A 14,277-nucleotide genomic window follows, 5' to 3' on the forward strand; every position below is an offset into this window, starting at 1 on the left:
CCGCTTCATGTCTGGAACCGTACGGCGCCTCTCATGCTGTGCGGGTGAGTCCCTCCTCCACCCCGACGCGGCGCTGGATCGCCCTGACCGGGCTCCTGGTCGCCGAGGCCATGAACCTGCTCGACTCGACGATCACCACCGTCGCCGCCCCCGTGATCAGGGCCGGCCTGTACGGCACCGCCTCCGACACCCAGTGGATCGCCGCCGCCTACACGCTCCCGTTCGCCGTCGCCCTGGTCCCCGGCGGTCGCCTCGGCGACATCCACGGCAGACGGCGTCTGTTCGTCATCGGCGTGTGCGGCTTCCTGCTCGCCTCCACGGCCTGTACGGCGGCGCCGACCATGACGGCGTTGCTCGTCGCGCGGGTCGTCCAGGGCTGTTTCGCCGGTCTGGTCGTCCCGCAGACCATCGGGCTGATCAGGGCGGCCTTCGACGGCCCCGCGCTCGGCAGGGCGCTGAGCCTCATCGGGCCGGTCATGGGACTGACCTCGGTCGCGGGTCCCGTCCTGGGCGGGCTCATCACCCACGCCGACCTCGCCGGACTCTCCTGGCGGGCGGTGTTCCTGGTCAACGTCCCGCTGGGACTGCTCACGCTGGTCTGGGCCCGGTTCCTCGACGAGGACCGTCCCGCGCGCCGCCCCGGGCTCGACGTGCCGGGGTTCCTGCTCAGCGGCGCCGTCGCCGCGGCCTTCGTCATCCCGACGATCAACGGCGGGACGTCCTGGGTCCTGCTCGCCGCCGGTTTCCTCGGCGCCGCCGTACTGGCCGCCCACGTACGGCGACGCGGCGCGAGCGGCCGGGACCCGGTCTTCGAGCCGAGCCTGTTCCACGACCGTGGGTTCCCCGCCGCGCTGGCCTCAAGCGTCCTGTACTTCGCCGTGTCGACCGGCGTCGTCTTCACCGTGGTCCTCCACGTCGAGGACGGCCTGCACCGCTCGGTGCTCGCCTCCAGCCTCACCGTCCTGCCGTTCTCTGCCGGTCTGGCGGTCTCGTCGCTGCTGGCCGGGCAACTGTTGCTGCCCAGGACGGGTCCGGGGCTGATGTTCGCCGGGATCGTCCTGCTCGCGGCCGGACTGGTCTGGGGTGTCGCCGTTCCCTCATGGCTGCCCGCCGCGCTGGGGGTCTCCGGTCTCGGTGGCGGGCTGGTCACCGTCCCCTTCTTCGCCGTCGCGCTGTCCCGGGTACGGCCCCACGAGACGGGTTCGGCGGCCGGTCTCCTGAACGCGGTCCAGCAACTCGGCGGCACTTTCGGCGTGGCCGTACTCGGGGGTGCCTATCTCGGCACCCGGTCCCTCACGGCGCCCTTCGTCGTCTCCCTGGCCCTGGGCGCCGCCCTGACCCTGAGCGTCGCCCTCATGCTCGGGGCCCGAGCCGGCGGGACGGCGCACAGCCACGCCCCATGTGACTGTGCGCCCGGGTGATGCGGAGCCTCCCCGCTCCTACCCCTCCTGCTCCAACGAATCAGGCGGCTTCAGACCGCCGATCCCGTCGCAGGACCTCCATGAACCCCCGGCGGCCAGGCCCGGATCCGCCTGTGCCGGGAACCCCGCCCCCGCCGTGCCGGACCGCGTGACTGTCATCTCGCCTCCCGAGAGCCATGTGAACGACCGGCCCGGCGAATCACGAGAAACGCCGGACCACGCCGCCCAAAACGTCAGGCGTTTTTCGTACGGCCTCCGCCGATCGGGTTTCCACCCCCATTGCCCGCGCGTCGTCCCACGCGTTCCTCCGCGTTTCGTTTCGCGTTTCGTTCCGTGGTGGAGGCCGTACAGCCCCTGTTTCCGCCTGAGACGATCAGGTGCACCTGTACATATGCTCGCAGCGAGGGAGCAGGGGCGTCATTGACTGTGAGCGCTCAATCGTTTGCCAGGAGCGCACTACTCCACGGCGTACGTGTCCGGCTCTTCGAGCGCCCGGCGCCGGAACTCCCCCGGCGGAACACCCTGCGCGGCTCGGAAGACCCGGCTGAACTGCACGCCGTCGGTGAACCCCCAACGGGTGGCGACGGCGTGGACCGGCACGGTGCGCAGGGCCGGGTCGGACAGGTCGCGGCGACAGCGGTCCAGCCGGCAACGCCGGATCCAGGCGGCCACGCTGATTCCCTGGGCCTGGAACAGCCGGTGCAGGTAGCGGGTGGAGATCTGGTGGGCGTTCGCGATGGTCTCGACGTTGAGGGCCGGATCGCTCAGGTGCCGTTGGATGAAGGCGTGGATGCGCGCCCGCAACGCCTGGCCGGACGACCCGGCCTGCGGGGAGGATCCCGCTTCGAGGACATGGGCGCAGGTCGCGGCGACCAGGTCCAGAGTGATCGTGGACAGCCGGGCGGCGTCGGCGACGCTGTAGCCGGGAGTGTGCCGGGCCAGCTCGATGATGTGGCGGCGCAGCAGGGCACCGACCCCGGATGAGCAGGGAAGACTCCGGCCGGTGAGCCGTACCAGAGAGTCGGCGGGCAGCGGCATCAACGCCTTGGGAATGTGCAGGATCATGCTCTCGTTGCTGCCGGTCGCGTCGGCCAGCAGCCGGGTGTGGAAGGGCCGGGCCGCGTCGTAGAGGAGCAGGTCCCTCGGGCCCGCGGTCACCCGGCGGTCGCCCTGGTCCAGCACCTTGCCGCCGCGCAGGGGCAGCGAGAGACAGTACGTCTCGGCGTCGGAACGGCGGATCAGCACGTCGGTGCGCCAGGCCCGCAACGGCGGGGACGAAAGCCGCGACAGGTACAGCGCCCCGAGGCTGATCCGACGCAGGACGGCATGGAACGTCCCTTCGTGGTCACTGCGGATGGCCATCGGCATCAGGGGACCGTCGGTCGTCTCCCGGCGCCGGGAGAAGCGGTCGGCGGCGGGCAGATCATGGATGCGGAAAACGACCTCGCTCATCGCCCGTTCCCCAGAACTCGCGGTTCTTTTTCACCCGCTAAAAATCCATTGCCACACATGAAAAAACCTCCCCCACGGCGCGAAACAATTCTGGCCTTTTCACGGTATAACCCCCGGCCACCGACGGCCCGCGCCTTCAATAAACGGCCACCCTCAGCCGGGATTCACGGGCAGGCGAATCTCGGTCACCCTCGCCACTCCGACGGGATCCCGGGTCTCGTGCATGGTGACGACATCACCCGGCCTGAGATGTCTCCAGAACCCGAAGGTCAGGGGAATCAGCCTCGCCGCCCCGCGGCCACCCGGCTCCAGGAACCTCACCCCGTCGATCCAGAGGCCCGCGATGCCGAGCAGGGGATCGCCGTCGGGCGTGGTCCGACCGACATCCCACATGGGACGGAGCAGCCCGCAAGAAGGTACGGGGGATCTCCTGGGCCCGAGACGGAGCTCGGCGAGAACGACTCCGCCACGGGCCTCGACGCTCCGCCAGCCGTACCACCGGGCATCGTCGTGAAACCACAGCAGGCGCGCCGCGTCCGCCAGCAGGTCCCAGAACTCGGACGGCTGGGGAAACACCTCGGCCGACTCCTCAAGAAGGAGCAGAGCGGCCTCCCAGTCGTCCTGCTCCAACAGCTCCGACACCTCGGCCGCCCCACGAGCGTCAGGAGGAAGAAACCGAACGGCCCGAGAAAGCGGACCCGTTCTCGGCGTCCGCCCCCGTGGGTCGCGGGGTCCTTCGATCTGCGGCACCTCGGAGACCATGGCCGCCATGGACTCTCGGAGGGCTCGCGCCCTGGCGGCGGCATCCGTCTTGACGAGCTGGGCGCAGTAGTCAACCGGGGCATCGCCAATACGAATTTTCCCATTATGACGCACATAGATGGATTTACTCTGACCGAAATCCATATAGCGGATGATACATCTCACTCGCCATAAAAATGCTATTTTCCTAACCAGCCATGACGTTCCGGTTTCCGAAAAGGCGACGTCCAGACGGCCCTTCCTTCGAAGGAACCGGCGCGAGAGCGGCGATGAGCGCGGCCAGGAGGGACAGGACCAGGGGCAGGGCGGCGATCAACAGCCATGGCGTCTCGAAGGAGACCCGCGGTACCGGCTCCCATTCGATCGGGGCGGTGAACGGCCAGGCCAGGAGCAGGCCGACCACGCATCCGGTGACCGTGCCGACCGCCGTGCCGCACGCCGTACCGATCCCCACCCTGCAGGCGGCGAACAGCCGTGGGGAACCACCGCCGAGCCGGGACAACACCCGCGTCGTCCGAGGGCCGCCCCTGCCCACGAACAACGCGGCGCCGAGGGCGAGGACGACCGCCACCGCGACGATGGGACGCCAGCCGGTGGAGGGCTCGAACCCACGCTCGACGTAGGTGGTCGCGATGTCGCCCAGCCGACGGTCGATCCGCTCCTGTTCGGCCCGCGAAGTACGGTGAGCGGAGGGGTCGATGATCAGCCTGTCCAGCTGCGGCTGATGGCCGAGATCCCTGATGACCTTCGCCGGGACGAACAACTCCTTCACCTCGGGGTCGGTCGGCCTGACGACGATCGCGGGCACGTTCCTGGACGAGAGCGCATCGGCCCCCTCAAGGGGACCGTAGGAGATCGTCACCGTGTCGGCCTTCACGTCGTCGGACGTGACCACCACGGCCGTGTTCTCGTCGTACGGCGTCGCCGGGTCACCGGTCAGATAGTGGAGCAGTTCCCCCTCCCCGAAGACGCCGACCGGGGTGACGGCTTCGAAGTCCGGCAGTCCCAGATTCTCGACGTCCGGGATGAAGTGCCAGGCGCCCGCGCGGAGGCTCCGCACCATGGGCACCCCGGGCAGTTCCCGCTGGACGGCCGCGTGCACGGCGGCCACATCCTCCGCGGAGGAAACCTCGACCAGGAGGGCACCGGGGCGCCCCTGCGGGAAATACCTCACCCTTTCCTGCGCCGTCTCCGCAGCCGCGACGGTCATGAAGATGGCCGCGGTGGCCGTCAGCACCATGGTCACCACGACGGCGGCGGCCGACCTGACCCGGTTGTCGGCCAGGTCACGGACCGCCAGACGTATCAGCGATGGCAGCCGTACCGTGTGCCGTACCAGGGATCCCAGCAGCCATGGGATGAGCGGGCCGAGACCCGCGAAGAACACCGCGGCGCTCGTCGCGGCCAGCAGCGCCATCATCGCCGACCCGAAGTCGTCGTAGTGCTGGTCCTCGTGAGTCGACCACACGGTGTACATCAGCACCGCGAAGGCGCAAGCCGACAGAGCCAGACCCCGGAGCAGGTAAAACCGGGACACACGGGTGTGACGGCCGTTCGAAGTGGACCGTACGGCGAATCTCACAGAGCCGAGCGCCAACGCCATCAGCATCACCAGGATCAGCTCAAGCACCAAAAAATGATAATGGCGACAAAAACATTATTTCCGATTATCAGCCGATAAAGCGAGGTGGTCCTGGAGGGCCGCGTGGCGGAACTGGTAGATCGGGCCCACCGTGCGTAGCAGACCGAGCCGGTGCGCGTCGTCGAGGAAGGACATCAGGTCGCGGGGCAGCAGACGACGGCGGGCGAGCCGGTGGGTGGCGACCAGATAGGCCGGCCACCCGTGGTGCTCCCCCACCGAGGCCGCGAACAACAGCCCGAACATGAGCGCCACCCCCACCGTGCTCACGACCCCGACCACGGCCCTGTGCTCCGCCACGGGGACGGCCCCGGGCAGGAGCCCGTAGGCGAGCCCGAACAGCACGGTGAACACGACGTCGAGCACGACGAGGCGGACGAGATTGAGAGCGCGGTCGTCCCGCAGACTCGACAACGGAGTGCCCGCCGTACCGGCCGTCGGCGCCTCAAGCCGTACGGCGATCGCGGACGAGAGCCCGTACACCAGTCCGGACGTGAGGCCGAACAGAAGGCCGATGACGAGCCCGAACAGCGCCGTGGCCAGGATCGGGGCACCGGAGGCGGAGCCGTATCCGAGCCCGACGGCCACCCCGAGCACGAATCCGACCGCGGCCCCTCTGAACGTCCCGCCCCTGCGGCGCCCGCCGCGAGGCCGGGTCCCGCCGGACAGGGAGCCCGGTGTCTCCCGACACCATTTTTTGATCTTGAACGCGCACACGATCCCGAACAGCAACCCGAACCAGACGCCGGACAGGAACCACCCCCGGCCGTTGTAGGTCAGCCAGTTCGGCTCCCCGGACGCGACGCCGTAGACCAACCGGCCGAGGAACCCGATCACCACCCAGGCGACCGTCGAGGTCACGACCCCGGCCAGGAAGCCCGTACGGAGCCTTCCGGCGCCGGTGTGCCGGGCGAGCTGCCACCAGGCCAGGTCACGGGTGTCGGCGGCGGTCATCAACCGGGCCAGGTAGGCCAGGTGGGCGCGCATCCGTTCGGCCTCCCAGGTCCTGCGGGGACGGAAGTGCTCGGCCGGGTCGCGACTGGTCAGCCGGGAGGCGACGGCGGCGGGGATCAGCCGGTCCAGCAGGTGCGCCCGCAGGCGGTCGGGGTCCTGGGCGAGGTCGCCGGTGAGCGGAGCGGGGTCGGCGGCGGGGGCGACGTAGCCCGCGCGGACCAGCCACAGGCCGAGCGCGGTCGAGGCGACCTCCGTCAGGCCCGGCGCCGTGCCCTCGGCCAGCGCGGTGAAGACCGGGGACCAGCTGTGCCGGGGACGCGGCGGCAGACAGGCGCGTAGGTACCCGGCGACGACGGAGGGGGAGAGCGGCAGGGGAGCGATGACGGCCGCGGCGGTGAGCACGTCCCCGGCCTCCGCCACGGCCTCGGCCAGCTCGTCGGCCCGGCTGGTCAGCACGAACCCGTCCCGGTCGGCCAGTGAGGCGTTCAACGCCCTGATCACCGCGCCCCGGTGCTCCCCGGTCAGCTCGTCCAGACCGTCCAGGACGGGCAGCACGTGTCCCTGTCCGGCCAGCGCCCCGGTGACGCCGCCGCCGAACGCCGAGGTCAGCGCAGGGTAGTCCCGTGCCAGCCGTACGGCGAGCCAGTCATGCAGCCGGGGACGCTCGGCGGGGTCCCAGCCGGTGAGGGTCACCAGCACCGGCACCGGCTCCCCGGGAGCGGCGGAGTCGAGCAGCTCCAGCAGCAGCCGCACGGCCAGGGTGGTCTTGCCACTGCCCGGCCCGCCGGTGATGACCAGCCGCCGCCGGTGCAGTTTCCTGAAGGCCTGGGCCAGATCGGCCCCCTGACCGCTGGAGACGGTGAACCTCAGCGGCTCCGGCCCGACCAGGTGCGGATGGTCCATCAACCCGGCGTCCTCGGTCAGCCGCCAGCGGACGGGGATCGGGTGCGGGTCGCTCAGCGAGCGGACCCGTGACTCCTCGCGCCACTGCTCGGCGACCAGCAGCCCGAGCGCCTCCCTGGCCGCCCGGACGGTCTCCCCGGTGACCAGCGAGGACGCCGGGGTACGGCGGTCGCGGAGCGTTCCGTGGACCGTCAGGGCGAGACCGGCCACGGCGACGAACAGACCGAGCACGCTGGCCCGCTGGTCGGCCGTCTCCAGGTCGGTCCGCCAGAAGTAGAGGAGCATGCCCGCCATGGCGCCGACGAACAGGGCGAGGCCCGCCTGGGTGAGGACGCGTCTCCGCATGCCCTCATCGTCATGCCCCGGCAGGATCGACGAGAGGAAGTTCGGCGAGTCTGTGACCTGCGGATGTAACCCTTCTTCTCGATTCTCACCAAGCAGGGACGAATCGACGAAGGGAGCATGACCGGTGCTTCGCAAACAGGCGAAGATCGCCACAGATCCTGTGGCGTTCGACGCCTTCTATCGGCGACATGTCGATGCGGTCACCCGCTTCCTCGCCCGTCGCGTCGACGACCCGCACACCGTGGCCGATCTCGTGGCCGAGGTGTTCGTGGCCGTCCTCGACTCGGCCCACACCTACCGGGCCGACCTGGGTTCCGAGATCGCCTGGCTGTACGGGGTGGCCCGCAAGACGATCTCAGCCGAACGACGTCGGGCGTACAGGCAGCACCAGCTGACGGACCGGGTCGGCGGACGTCGTCATCTGGACACCGACGACGTCGCCGCGCTGGAGGAGCGCATAGACGCCGAGCGGGAGGCCAGGCGGATGTTCACGGCCATGGCCGAGTTGCCGAAGGGGGAGCGCGCGGTACTGGAACTGGTCGTCGTCGACCAGCTCACGGTCACGGAGGCCGCGCTCGCCCTCGGCATCCGGCAGAGCACCGCCAAGGTGCGCCTGCACCGAGCCCGCCGGACACTGCGGAACCTGCCCTTCGTCATGAGTGGAGCATCAGGATGAGATACGAGGAGCAGCTGCTTATGGACCTCAAGGCCGAGATCATGGACCGCGCCGAACGGCGCCGCCGCCTCACCCGCCGGTTGTTCGCCGGTGGCGCGGCGGTTCTCGTCGCCGGAGCGGCGGCGGTCGCGATCCCCGTGCTGACCGGGACGGGAACACCCGCCTACGCCGTGAACAAGAAGGCCGACGGCACGGTCAACGTGCAGATCCACGAGTTCAAGGACGTCGACCAGCTGGAGCGGGACCTGAACGAGGCCGGTGTCCGGGCCGACGTCAGCTACCTGCCCCCGGGCAAGCAGTGCGAGAAGGGCAGGGGCAAGGTCGGCGGCAAGGCCATGGGGCCGGGTGCCGACGCGGCCGCCCGCATCGTCAAGGGCGGCCTGGACATCAACCCCCTGCTCATCGGCCAGGACCAGACCCTGGTGCTGGAGTTCACCGGCGACCAGGAGGAGACGGCCGAGACGAAGAAGTACGAGATGCTGTGGCGCCTGACCGCGTCCCTGATCACCGGCCAGGTCGGACCGTGCGTCCCGGTCGACGACCCCACCTGGAAGGGTCGCGTCGCGAACTGACGCACCCGCGATCGTCAGGCCGTCGCGGATCCCTGTACGGCGAGGCGGGTTGTGAGGCTGTCCCATGCTCTGACCGGTTCACGCTTCGCGGTGGTCCGTATCCGATCCGTGTTCCTCGGGTACGGACCACCGTCCACCCACCCCGGCGCCACGTGGTCATCGAATACGAACCACCGGCCCACCACGACGCGAGCAGTCAGCCGTGCGGCGTCGGCGGCCCGTGGTCATCGGATGCGGACCACCCCGTCGGCCCGCTGACCGGCAGGCGTTAGAGTCACCGTCATGTACTTGATCGTCTCCCCGCCGCCCGCCCACTAGCGGGCGGCGTCTCCACACCCGGCTGATCACACCCGGGTGTCTCTTCGCTGTCCGCGACCGAGGATTCCGTCGAGACAGCGATCCCTGGAGATGATCGTGCTTCACTCAGGTCCTCTGCCGATCGGCAGAGCCGTGTTCTACATCGCCGTGGCGGCCGTCGCGTGGGGAACGGGCGGCGTCGTCGCCGCCGTGCTCCACTCGACCAGCGGGCTCGACCCGCTGACGGTGTCGTTCTGGCGCTTCTTCGGCGGCACCGCCGCGCTCGCCCTGGCCTGGCCGCTGACGCGCCCCCCGGGTGTCCCCTCCCTCGTCGGCCGGTTGAGGTCAGGCCTGTGGCGGTTCACCGTGACCGGCACCGGAATGGCCGTCTACCAGACGGCCTACTTCGCCTCCGTGAACTTCGCCGGTGTCGCCGTCACCACCGTGGTGACCCTGGGATTCGGACCGGTTCTCGTCGCCCTGGGCGCCCGGCTGTGGCTGGCCGAGCGCCTCGGCGGCCGAAAGGTCCTGGTCATCGCCGTGGCGCTGGCCGGCCTGACGGCGCTGGTGTTCGGAGGGAACCCGGCCCCCGGCTCGGCCGCCCGCGCCCCTCTCCTCGGCGTGGGGCTGGCACTGCTGTCCGCCGTCGGATACGCGGGCACCACACTGCTCAGCCAGGTGATCGGATCCGAGGAGGGCGGCGACGACCCTGTCGGTAACGCGCTGATCGGATTCGCCATCGGGTCGGTGTGCCTGCTGCCCTTCGCGCTGGCCCTGGGGATCCTGCCCGAGCGGGGCACCCCCGTGACGGTCGGCGCCCTCCTGGCCTACCTGGGACTGTTCCCCAGCGCCCTGGCGTACGGGTTGTTCTTCACGGGGCTGCGGACGGTGCCCGCGACCACGGCCTCGATCGTCACGCTTGTGGAGCCGCTGGCGGCGGCCGTCATCGCGGTGTGCCTCCTCGGCGAGCGCCTCACGGCCCTGGCCCTGCTCGGCGGGGCCGTACTGCTCTCGACGGTGGTCGTCCTGGCCGTCACGAGACACGATCGTCCCGACGAGGCAGGACCCCGGCGGGTGGTCGTCGCCCGTGCGGGAGAGCTTGAGTCTGGAGGATTCCCGATGACGGTTTTCGTGCTGTTACGAGGACGCAGGCCGGTCGCGGAGTTGGAGGTGACCGGTGACGACTTTCCCCACACGTATTGCGAGGTACGGCCCCTGCCAGGTTTCGAGGAGATACGGCCGGTCCTGGTGGCCGCGTGGGAGGCGGTCGTGAACAACGGGCCGATCTGGCCGATCCTTCGCATGAGGACACTGCGCCTGCGCCTGCGTCCCAGCCACGGCGGCCCGTTGATCAGGCATGTGACGTTGATCCTCGACGGCGACCGGGCGACCCTGCGCCACCGCCACAGCCGCCGGGACCTGAGGCGTTTCCGTCAAGCGCCGAACGGTTCTCCCTCCGACTGACCGCCGACGGAATCAGGCTCACGGCGAGGGCCGGGACGCCGAATCTTCTTCGAGAGGTTCAGGATTCCCGGCCCTTCCCCGGTCACCGCTGTCGCGGTAGGTCCACATCTCGACGAGCTTGCCGTCGTGCGTCCGGACAAGCCAGATCAGCCCGGGTGCGGCCCCGTCGACGCCTCCAACGGCGGCGACGAGGTCGCCCTCGCCAAGAACGGCGTCGATCTGGAACCTCAGGTCGGGCTGTGCCGTGCGGATCCGCTCGATCGCCTCGCGCACTCCCTGGACGCCGACCACCTCCGGATGGGCGTGGTCGATCCAGTCGGGGCTCAGGATCTCGGCGGCCGTCGAGGAGTCACCCGTGTTCCACATCTCGAAGTATCGGCTCACGGCCCGCCGGGCCCGCATGGTGGCGTCGCCGTTCAAAGGTGCTCTCTTTCTTCCTGGCCAACAGGCCTTGGTGGTCAGTCCGTGACAAGGGGTGGACGATGCCCGATCGTGGTTCGAGTCCGTACCCGAGGCGCCTGCCTCAGTGCTCGCGCCAGAGGCGGTGGTTTTCGAGTCCGTCGAAGAGTTCCTGGAGCACTTTCGGCGAGCCGGTGGCGAAGAACGCGCGTTCCATGATCGCCGCAGGTGTCGGCCCGGTGATCCAGTCGGTCAGGAACGCGTACCACTCGGCGTCATGGCCGACGCTGCTGTTGAGGCCATGCATGAGCCACGCCATGTGACGGGCCGCGGCCTCGGTGCTGTCTGACTCCCACTCGGCCAGGTACGGAGCCAGGTCCAATCCCAGATGATAGGCGATGATTTCGATCATCGTCGTGACGTCGACGCCGCGCGGATAGTGGTTCAGGGTGACGCCACCATGCGTCGCAGACGGCGATGATCGCCTCCCGCTCCGGCCGCTTCCAGCTTTTCCACGCGTTGCCGATTCTCATCATCGTGATGTCCGCGTACAGGAAGCCGTTGAGTTCTTCCATGATGAGCAGCTCAAGGAGCCGAGGAAGGAAGTGCTTGAACTCGCCTTCCTCACCCCAGGTGGACATGGCGTTGTTGGCGTACGGTCCCAACACGGACGCGGTGAGCGTCCGCAGGGGTGCCTCGCGCGTGGCGCGAACCTGCTCCTCGGACACACAGTGGTAGCACACGTCGATCTTGGCTGGAAGCGGATACGGGGAGAAGGCCGCGTAGAGATTCTCCAACGCGTGGTCGAGATCAGACGACGTGTCCATGCCCGGATGCTATTACTCGGCTACTGGGACAGCGGGGGTCAATGCGCGTCGGGTGATCGGACGTGAGAGTTCCCGCGGGGCGCTCCGGGTCCGCAGGCCGTACGTCGATCTGAGCGCGGTTCCACACCGGTACGGGAAAGGGATCGCCGCGAAACGCGGAATTCGAACTCCGAACGGTCTCGCCTGGTCGAAGAATCTCTTGGAATGGTACTACCAGGCCGGGGATCGACCTTCTCGCGATCCTGGGGATTAAAGGCACAGACGGCCCAGTATCGGACAGATTGGAACGGCTCTGAATACCTTTGGAATCCCGGTCCGTCGATCGCCTGCCACAGTTAGGCGGCCGCGCCACGTCACCGCTGGAAAACCCACGCCGGAAAAGCTTCCGGCCATGCTCCAGATTCATGGATAACAGTCGACGTTGTTTTGCGGCTCTCGCGAATCGCTCCCTCCAGAAGCTTCCGGCTGGATATGTTGGGAGCCGAAATCAGATGCCTGGCCGGACGGGGGCCGCCATCGTCGAGGTGGAGTATGGCTCGTCGCAACAGTCGTGAGAGTCGTAACAAGCATGCCGCGGAGGCGGCCACGGGGACACTTGTCGTTCTCACTATCGCGGTAGGCCTGCCGGTCAATGTGGTCAGTGACTACCTGCCCTCGATGGTGACCGACCACCATACGATCTGGATCACCAGCCTGGTCGTGGTGAGTTTCGTGGCGGTGTTGTTGACCTGGCTGGTTCCTCGGCTGGCCGACCGGCGTGTCAACGGGACGCCGTTCCAGGTTCAGCCCAAGCCGCCTGGGTGGGTGTCTCGCGACGAACTGGACGTGGTGGTACGGGAGCTGACCGGTGCGGCGGGAGGGACGACCGCTCTGTGGGGAGCCGGCGGGTTCGGCAAGACGTCGTTGGCGGTGGCGGCCTGCCACGACCGTCGGGTGCGCAGGCACTTCACCGGTGGAATCGTGTGGGTGACCCTTGGACAGGACTGCACCGGCGCCGAGGGCGCCGAACTGGTCGGCAGTATCTGCGAAACGGTGTCCGGAAAACGCCCGCAGATCACCGATGTCAGACAGCTGTCCCATCACCTGGCGGATCTGTTGGCCGAGCAGGGGCGGACGTTGCTGGTGGTTGACGATGTCTGGACCCGCGCCCAGCTTGAGCCGTTCCTGTCGGTGGCGGGGCAGTCACGGTTGCTGGTCACCACCCACCGGCCGCGGACGCTGCCGCCTGGCTCGGTCAAGATCGAAGTGAACGCGATGACGCCCGCCGTGGCGGCGCAGTTGCTGGGCCGCGACCTGCCGGCCATGCATCCGAAACTGCGGTGGCGACTGCTGGAGGTGGCGGGTGGATGGCCGCTGCTGCTGACCTTGGTCAACGCCCGTCTGCTGGAGGACGTGGAGCGAGGCGCCGCGGTGAACGTGGCCGCTGAGCAGGTCGTTGACAGATTGCGCCGAACCGGTCCGGCGGCACTGGACATCACCGACAGCGGCCAGCGGGAGACCGCGGTCAAGGCCACGATCGACTACAGCCTGGAGGCCCTGGACAACGATCAGCGGGAACGGTTCCTGGAGCTGGGGATCTTCGCCGAGGACATCGACATCCCCCTGGAGATGGTGACGCTGTTGTGGCAGGCGACGGCGGGGTTGAACGTTGAACAGTCACATCGGCTCTGTGAGGATCTGGTCGGTTTATCCCTGCTGTCATTACGCTGGGTTGGCGGAAACAAACGGGTCATAGCGTTGCACGACGTTGTGAGGGCATTTGCCCACTCCGAACATGGCCTGGGCCCTCATCGTCAGATGACGACGAACCAGTTGTTGATCGGCGAGGCACGCTCACTGATCCGCAATGGTGCCGACGGCGAAGAGAACAACGGGGGCTGGGCGTGGTGGCGGCTCCCGGCGGAACACTTCCTGTGGGATCACCTGGCCTACCACCTTGGTGAGGGACGGTGTAAGGCGGAGTTGGGTCTTCTGGTGAGTGACGTCCGGTGGATTCTGGCCAGACTCGACCAGGCAGGCCCGTTGGCTCTGGAAACCGATCTGACCCGCTGCGAATCGGCGGAGGCGGCGGACACACATCGTCTGATCGCTCGGGTTGGGCATCTGCTGGGCACATTCGAATCGCCGAAGCTGAGCAGGAGCAATCGGCTGGCCCACCTCAGCGTTCTTCCCCATCTACGGGACCAGATCAGGCATCGATATTCTCTTACCGATCCTGTGCTTTTTCCGCTGCCGCCCATGCTGGAAAATGGCGGCTCTGTCCCGAGCCGGAATCTGACCGGCCGCATCGGTGGAGTGAACGCGGTGGCGATCTCCTCTGACGGCTCCTGGCTGGCCAGCGCCTCCCAGGACGGAGCGGTGCGAACCTGGGGAGTCGACGGTCATTGGCGAGCCACCCTGACCGGCCACATCGGTGGAGTGAACGCCGTGGCGATCTCCCCAGACGGCTCCTGGCTGGCCAGCGCCTCCCACGACGGAACCGTACGAACCTGGAACACCGACGGCACCCCACGAGCCACCCTCACCGGCCACACCGGCGGAGTGAACGCCGTGGCGATCTCCCCAG

At 68.5% G+C, this 14,277-nt stretch carries 11 protein-coding genes; 5 read left to right on the forward strand and 6 right to left on the reverse strand.

The features are described 5' to 3' along the window. Nucleotides 1-44: 44 nt before the first annotated feature. Nucleotides 45-1,421 carry an MFS transporter gene (locus ACIBVQ_RS37695; RefSeq protein ID WP_399183545.1) on the forward strand — a complete coding sequence of 459 codons (1,377 nt, stop codon included), beginning with the start codon at nt 45-47 and terminating at the stop codon, nt 1,419-1,421. A gap of 456 nt (nt 1,422-1,877) precedes the next feature. Here ACIBVQ_RS37695 and ACIBVQ_RS37700 read toward each other — a convergent pair whose 3' ends face one another. From ACIBVQ_RS37700 to ACIBVQ_RS37715, 4 genes are all read right to left on the reverse strand, one after another. Beyond that, the gene (locus ACIBVQ_RS37700) at nt 1,878-2,873 is read right to left on the reverse strand and encodes a helix-turn-helix domain-containing protein (protein WP_362911123.1); all 996 of its coding nucleotides are present in this window, start codon (nt 2,871-2,873) and stop codon (nt 1,878-1,880) included. A 153-nt stretch (nt 2,874-3,026) separates the two neighbouring features. Then, complete coding sequence (locus tag ACIBVQ_RS37705; protein WP_399183547.1) at nt 3,027-3,515, reverse strand: hypothetical protein; 489 nt, start codon at nt 3,513-3,515, stop codon at nt 3,027-3,029. Between the two features lie 307 nt (nt 3,516-3,822). Further along, nucleotides 3,823-5,265 carry a hypothetical protein gene (locus ACIBVQ_RS37710; RefSeq protein WP_399183549.1) on the reverse strand — a complete coding sequence of 481 codons (1,443 nt, stop codon included), beginning with the start codon at nt 5,263-5,265 and terminating at the stop codon, nt 3,823-3,825. 27 nt (nt 5,266-5,292) lie between these two features. Further along, the gene (locus ACIBVQ_RS37715) at nt 5,293-7,476 is read right to left on the reverse strand and encodes an NACHT domain-containing protein (RefSeq protein WP_399183551.1); all 2,184 of its coding nucleotides are present in this window, start codon (nt 7,474-7,476) and stop codon (nt 5,293-5,295) included. Between the two features lie 124 nt (nt 7,477-7,600). Here ACIBVQ_RS37715 and ACIBVQ_RS37720 point away from each other — a divergent pair, with 124 nt between their 5' ends. From ACIBVQ_RS37720 to ACIBVQ_RS37730, 3 genes are all read left to right on the forward strand, one after another. Next, a complete protein-coding gene (locus ACIBVQ_RS37720) occupies nt 7,601-8,152 on the forward strand; it encodes a sigma-70 family RNA polymerase sigma factor (protein WP_352014815.1) in 552 nt (183 codons plus the stop codon). Further along, nucleotides 8,149-8,724 (forward strand): hypothetical protein, encoded by a 576-nt coding sequence (locus tag ACIBVQ_RS37725; RefSeq protein WP_386188967.1) that lies wholly within the window; start codon nt 8,149-8,151, stop codon nt 8,722-8,724. Before ACIBVQ_RS37720 ends, ACIBVQ_RS37725 begins: the two co-directional genes overlap by 4 nt. A 414-nt stretch (nt 8,725-9,138) precedes the next feature. Next, nucleotides 9,139-10,485 carry a DMT family transporter gene (locus tag ACIBVQ_RS37730; protein ID WP_399183554.1) on the forward strand — a complete coding sequence of 449 codons (1,347 nt, stop codon included), beginning with the start codon at nt 9,139-9,141 and terminating at the stop codon, nt 10,483-10,485. Between the two features lie 18 nt (nt 10,486-10,503). Here the strand turns inward: ACIBVQ_RS37730 and ACIBVQ_RS37735 are convergent, their stop codons facing one another. Then, a complete protein-coding gene (locus ACIBVQ_RS37735; protein ID WP_399183556.1) occupies nt 10,504-10,905 on the reverse strand; it encodes an ester cyclase in 402 nt (133 codons plus the stop codon). Nucleotides 10,906-11,008: 103 nt separating this feature from the next. Further along, nucleotides 11,009-11,296 (reverse strand): hypothetical protein, encoded by a 288-nt coding sequence (locus ACIBVQ_RS37740; protein WP_399183558.1) that lies wholly within the window; start codon nt 11,294-11,296, stop codon nt 11,009-11,011. 946 nt (nt 11,297-12,242) lie between these two features. On the opposite strand from ACIBVQ_RS37740, the gene ACIBVQ_RS37745 reads away from it, so the two are divergent. After that, nucleotides 12,243-14,277 (forward strand): NB-ARC domain-containing protein (locus ACIBVQ_RS37745; RefSeq protein WP_399183560.1); only part of this gene is annotated, 2,035 nt, incomplete at its 3' end.

It is taken from the genome of Streptosporangium sp. NPDC049376 (genome assembly GCF_044466505.1).
Classification (GTDB): Bacteria; Actinomycetota; Actinomycetes; order Streptosporangiales; family Streptosporangiaceae; genus Streptosporangium.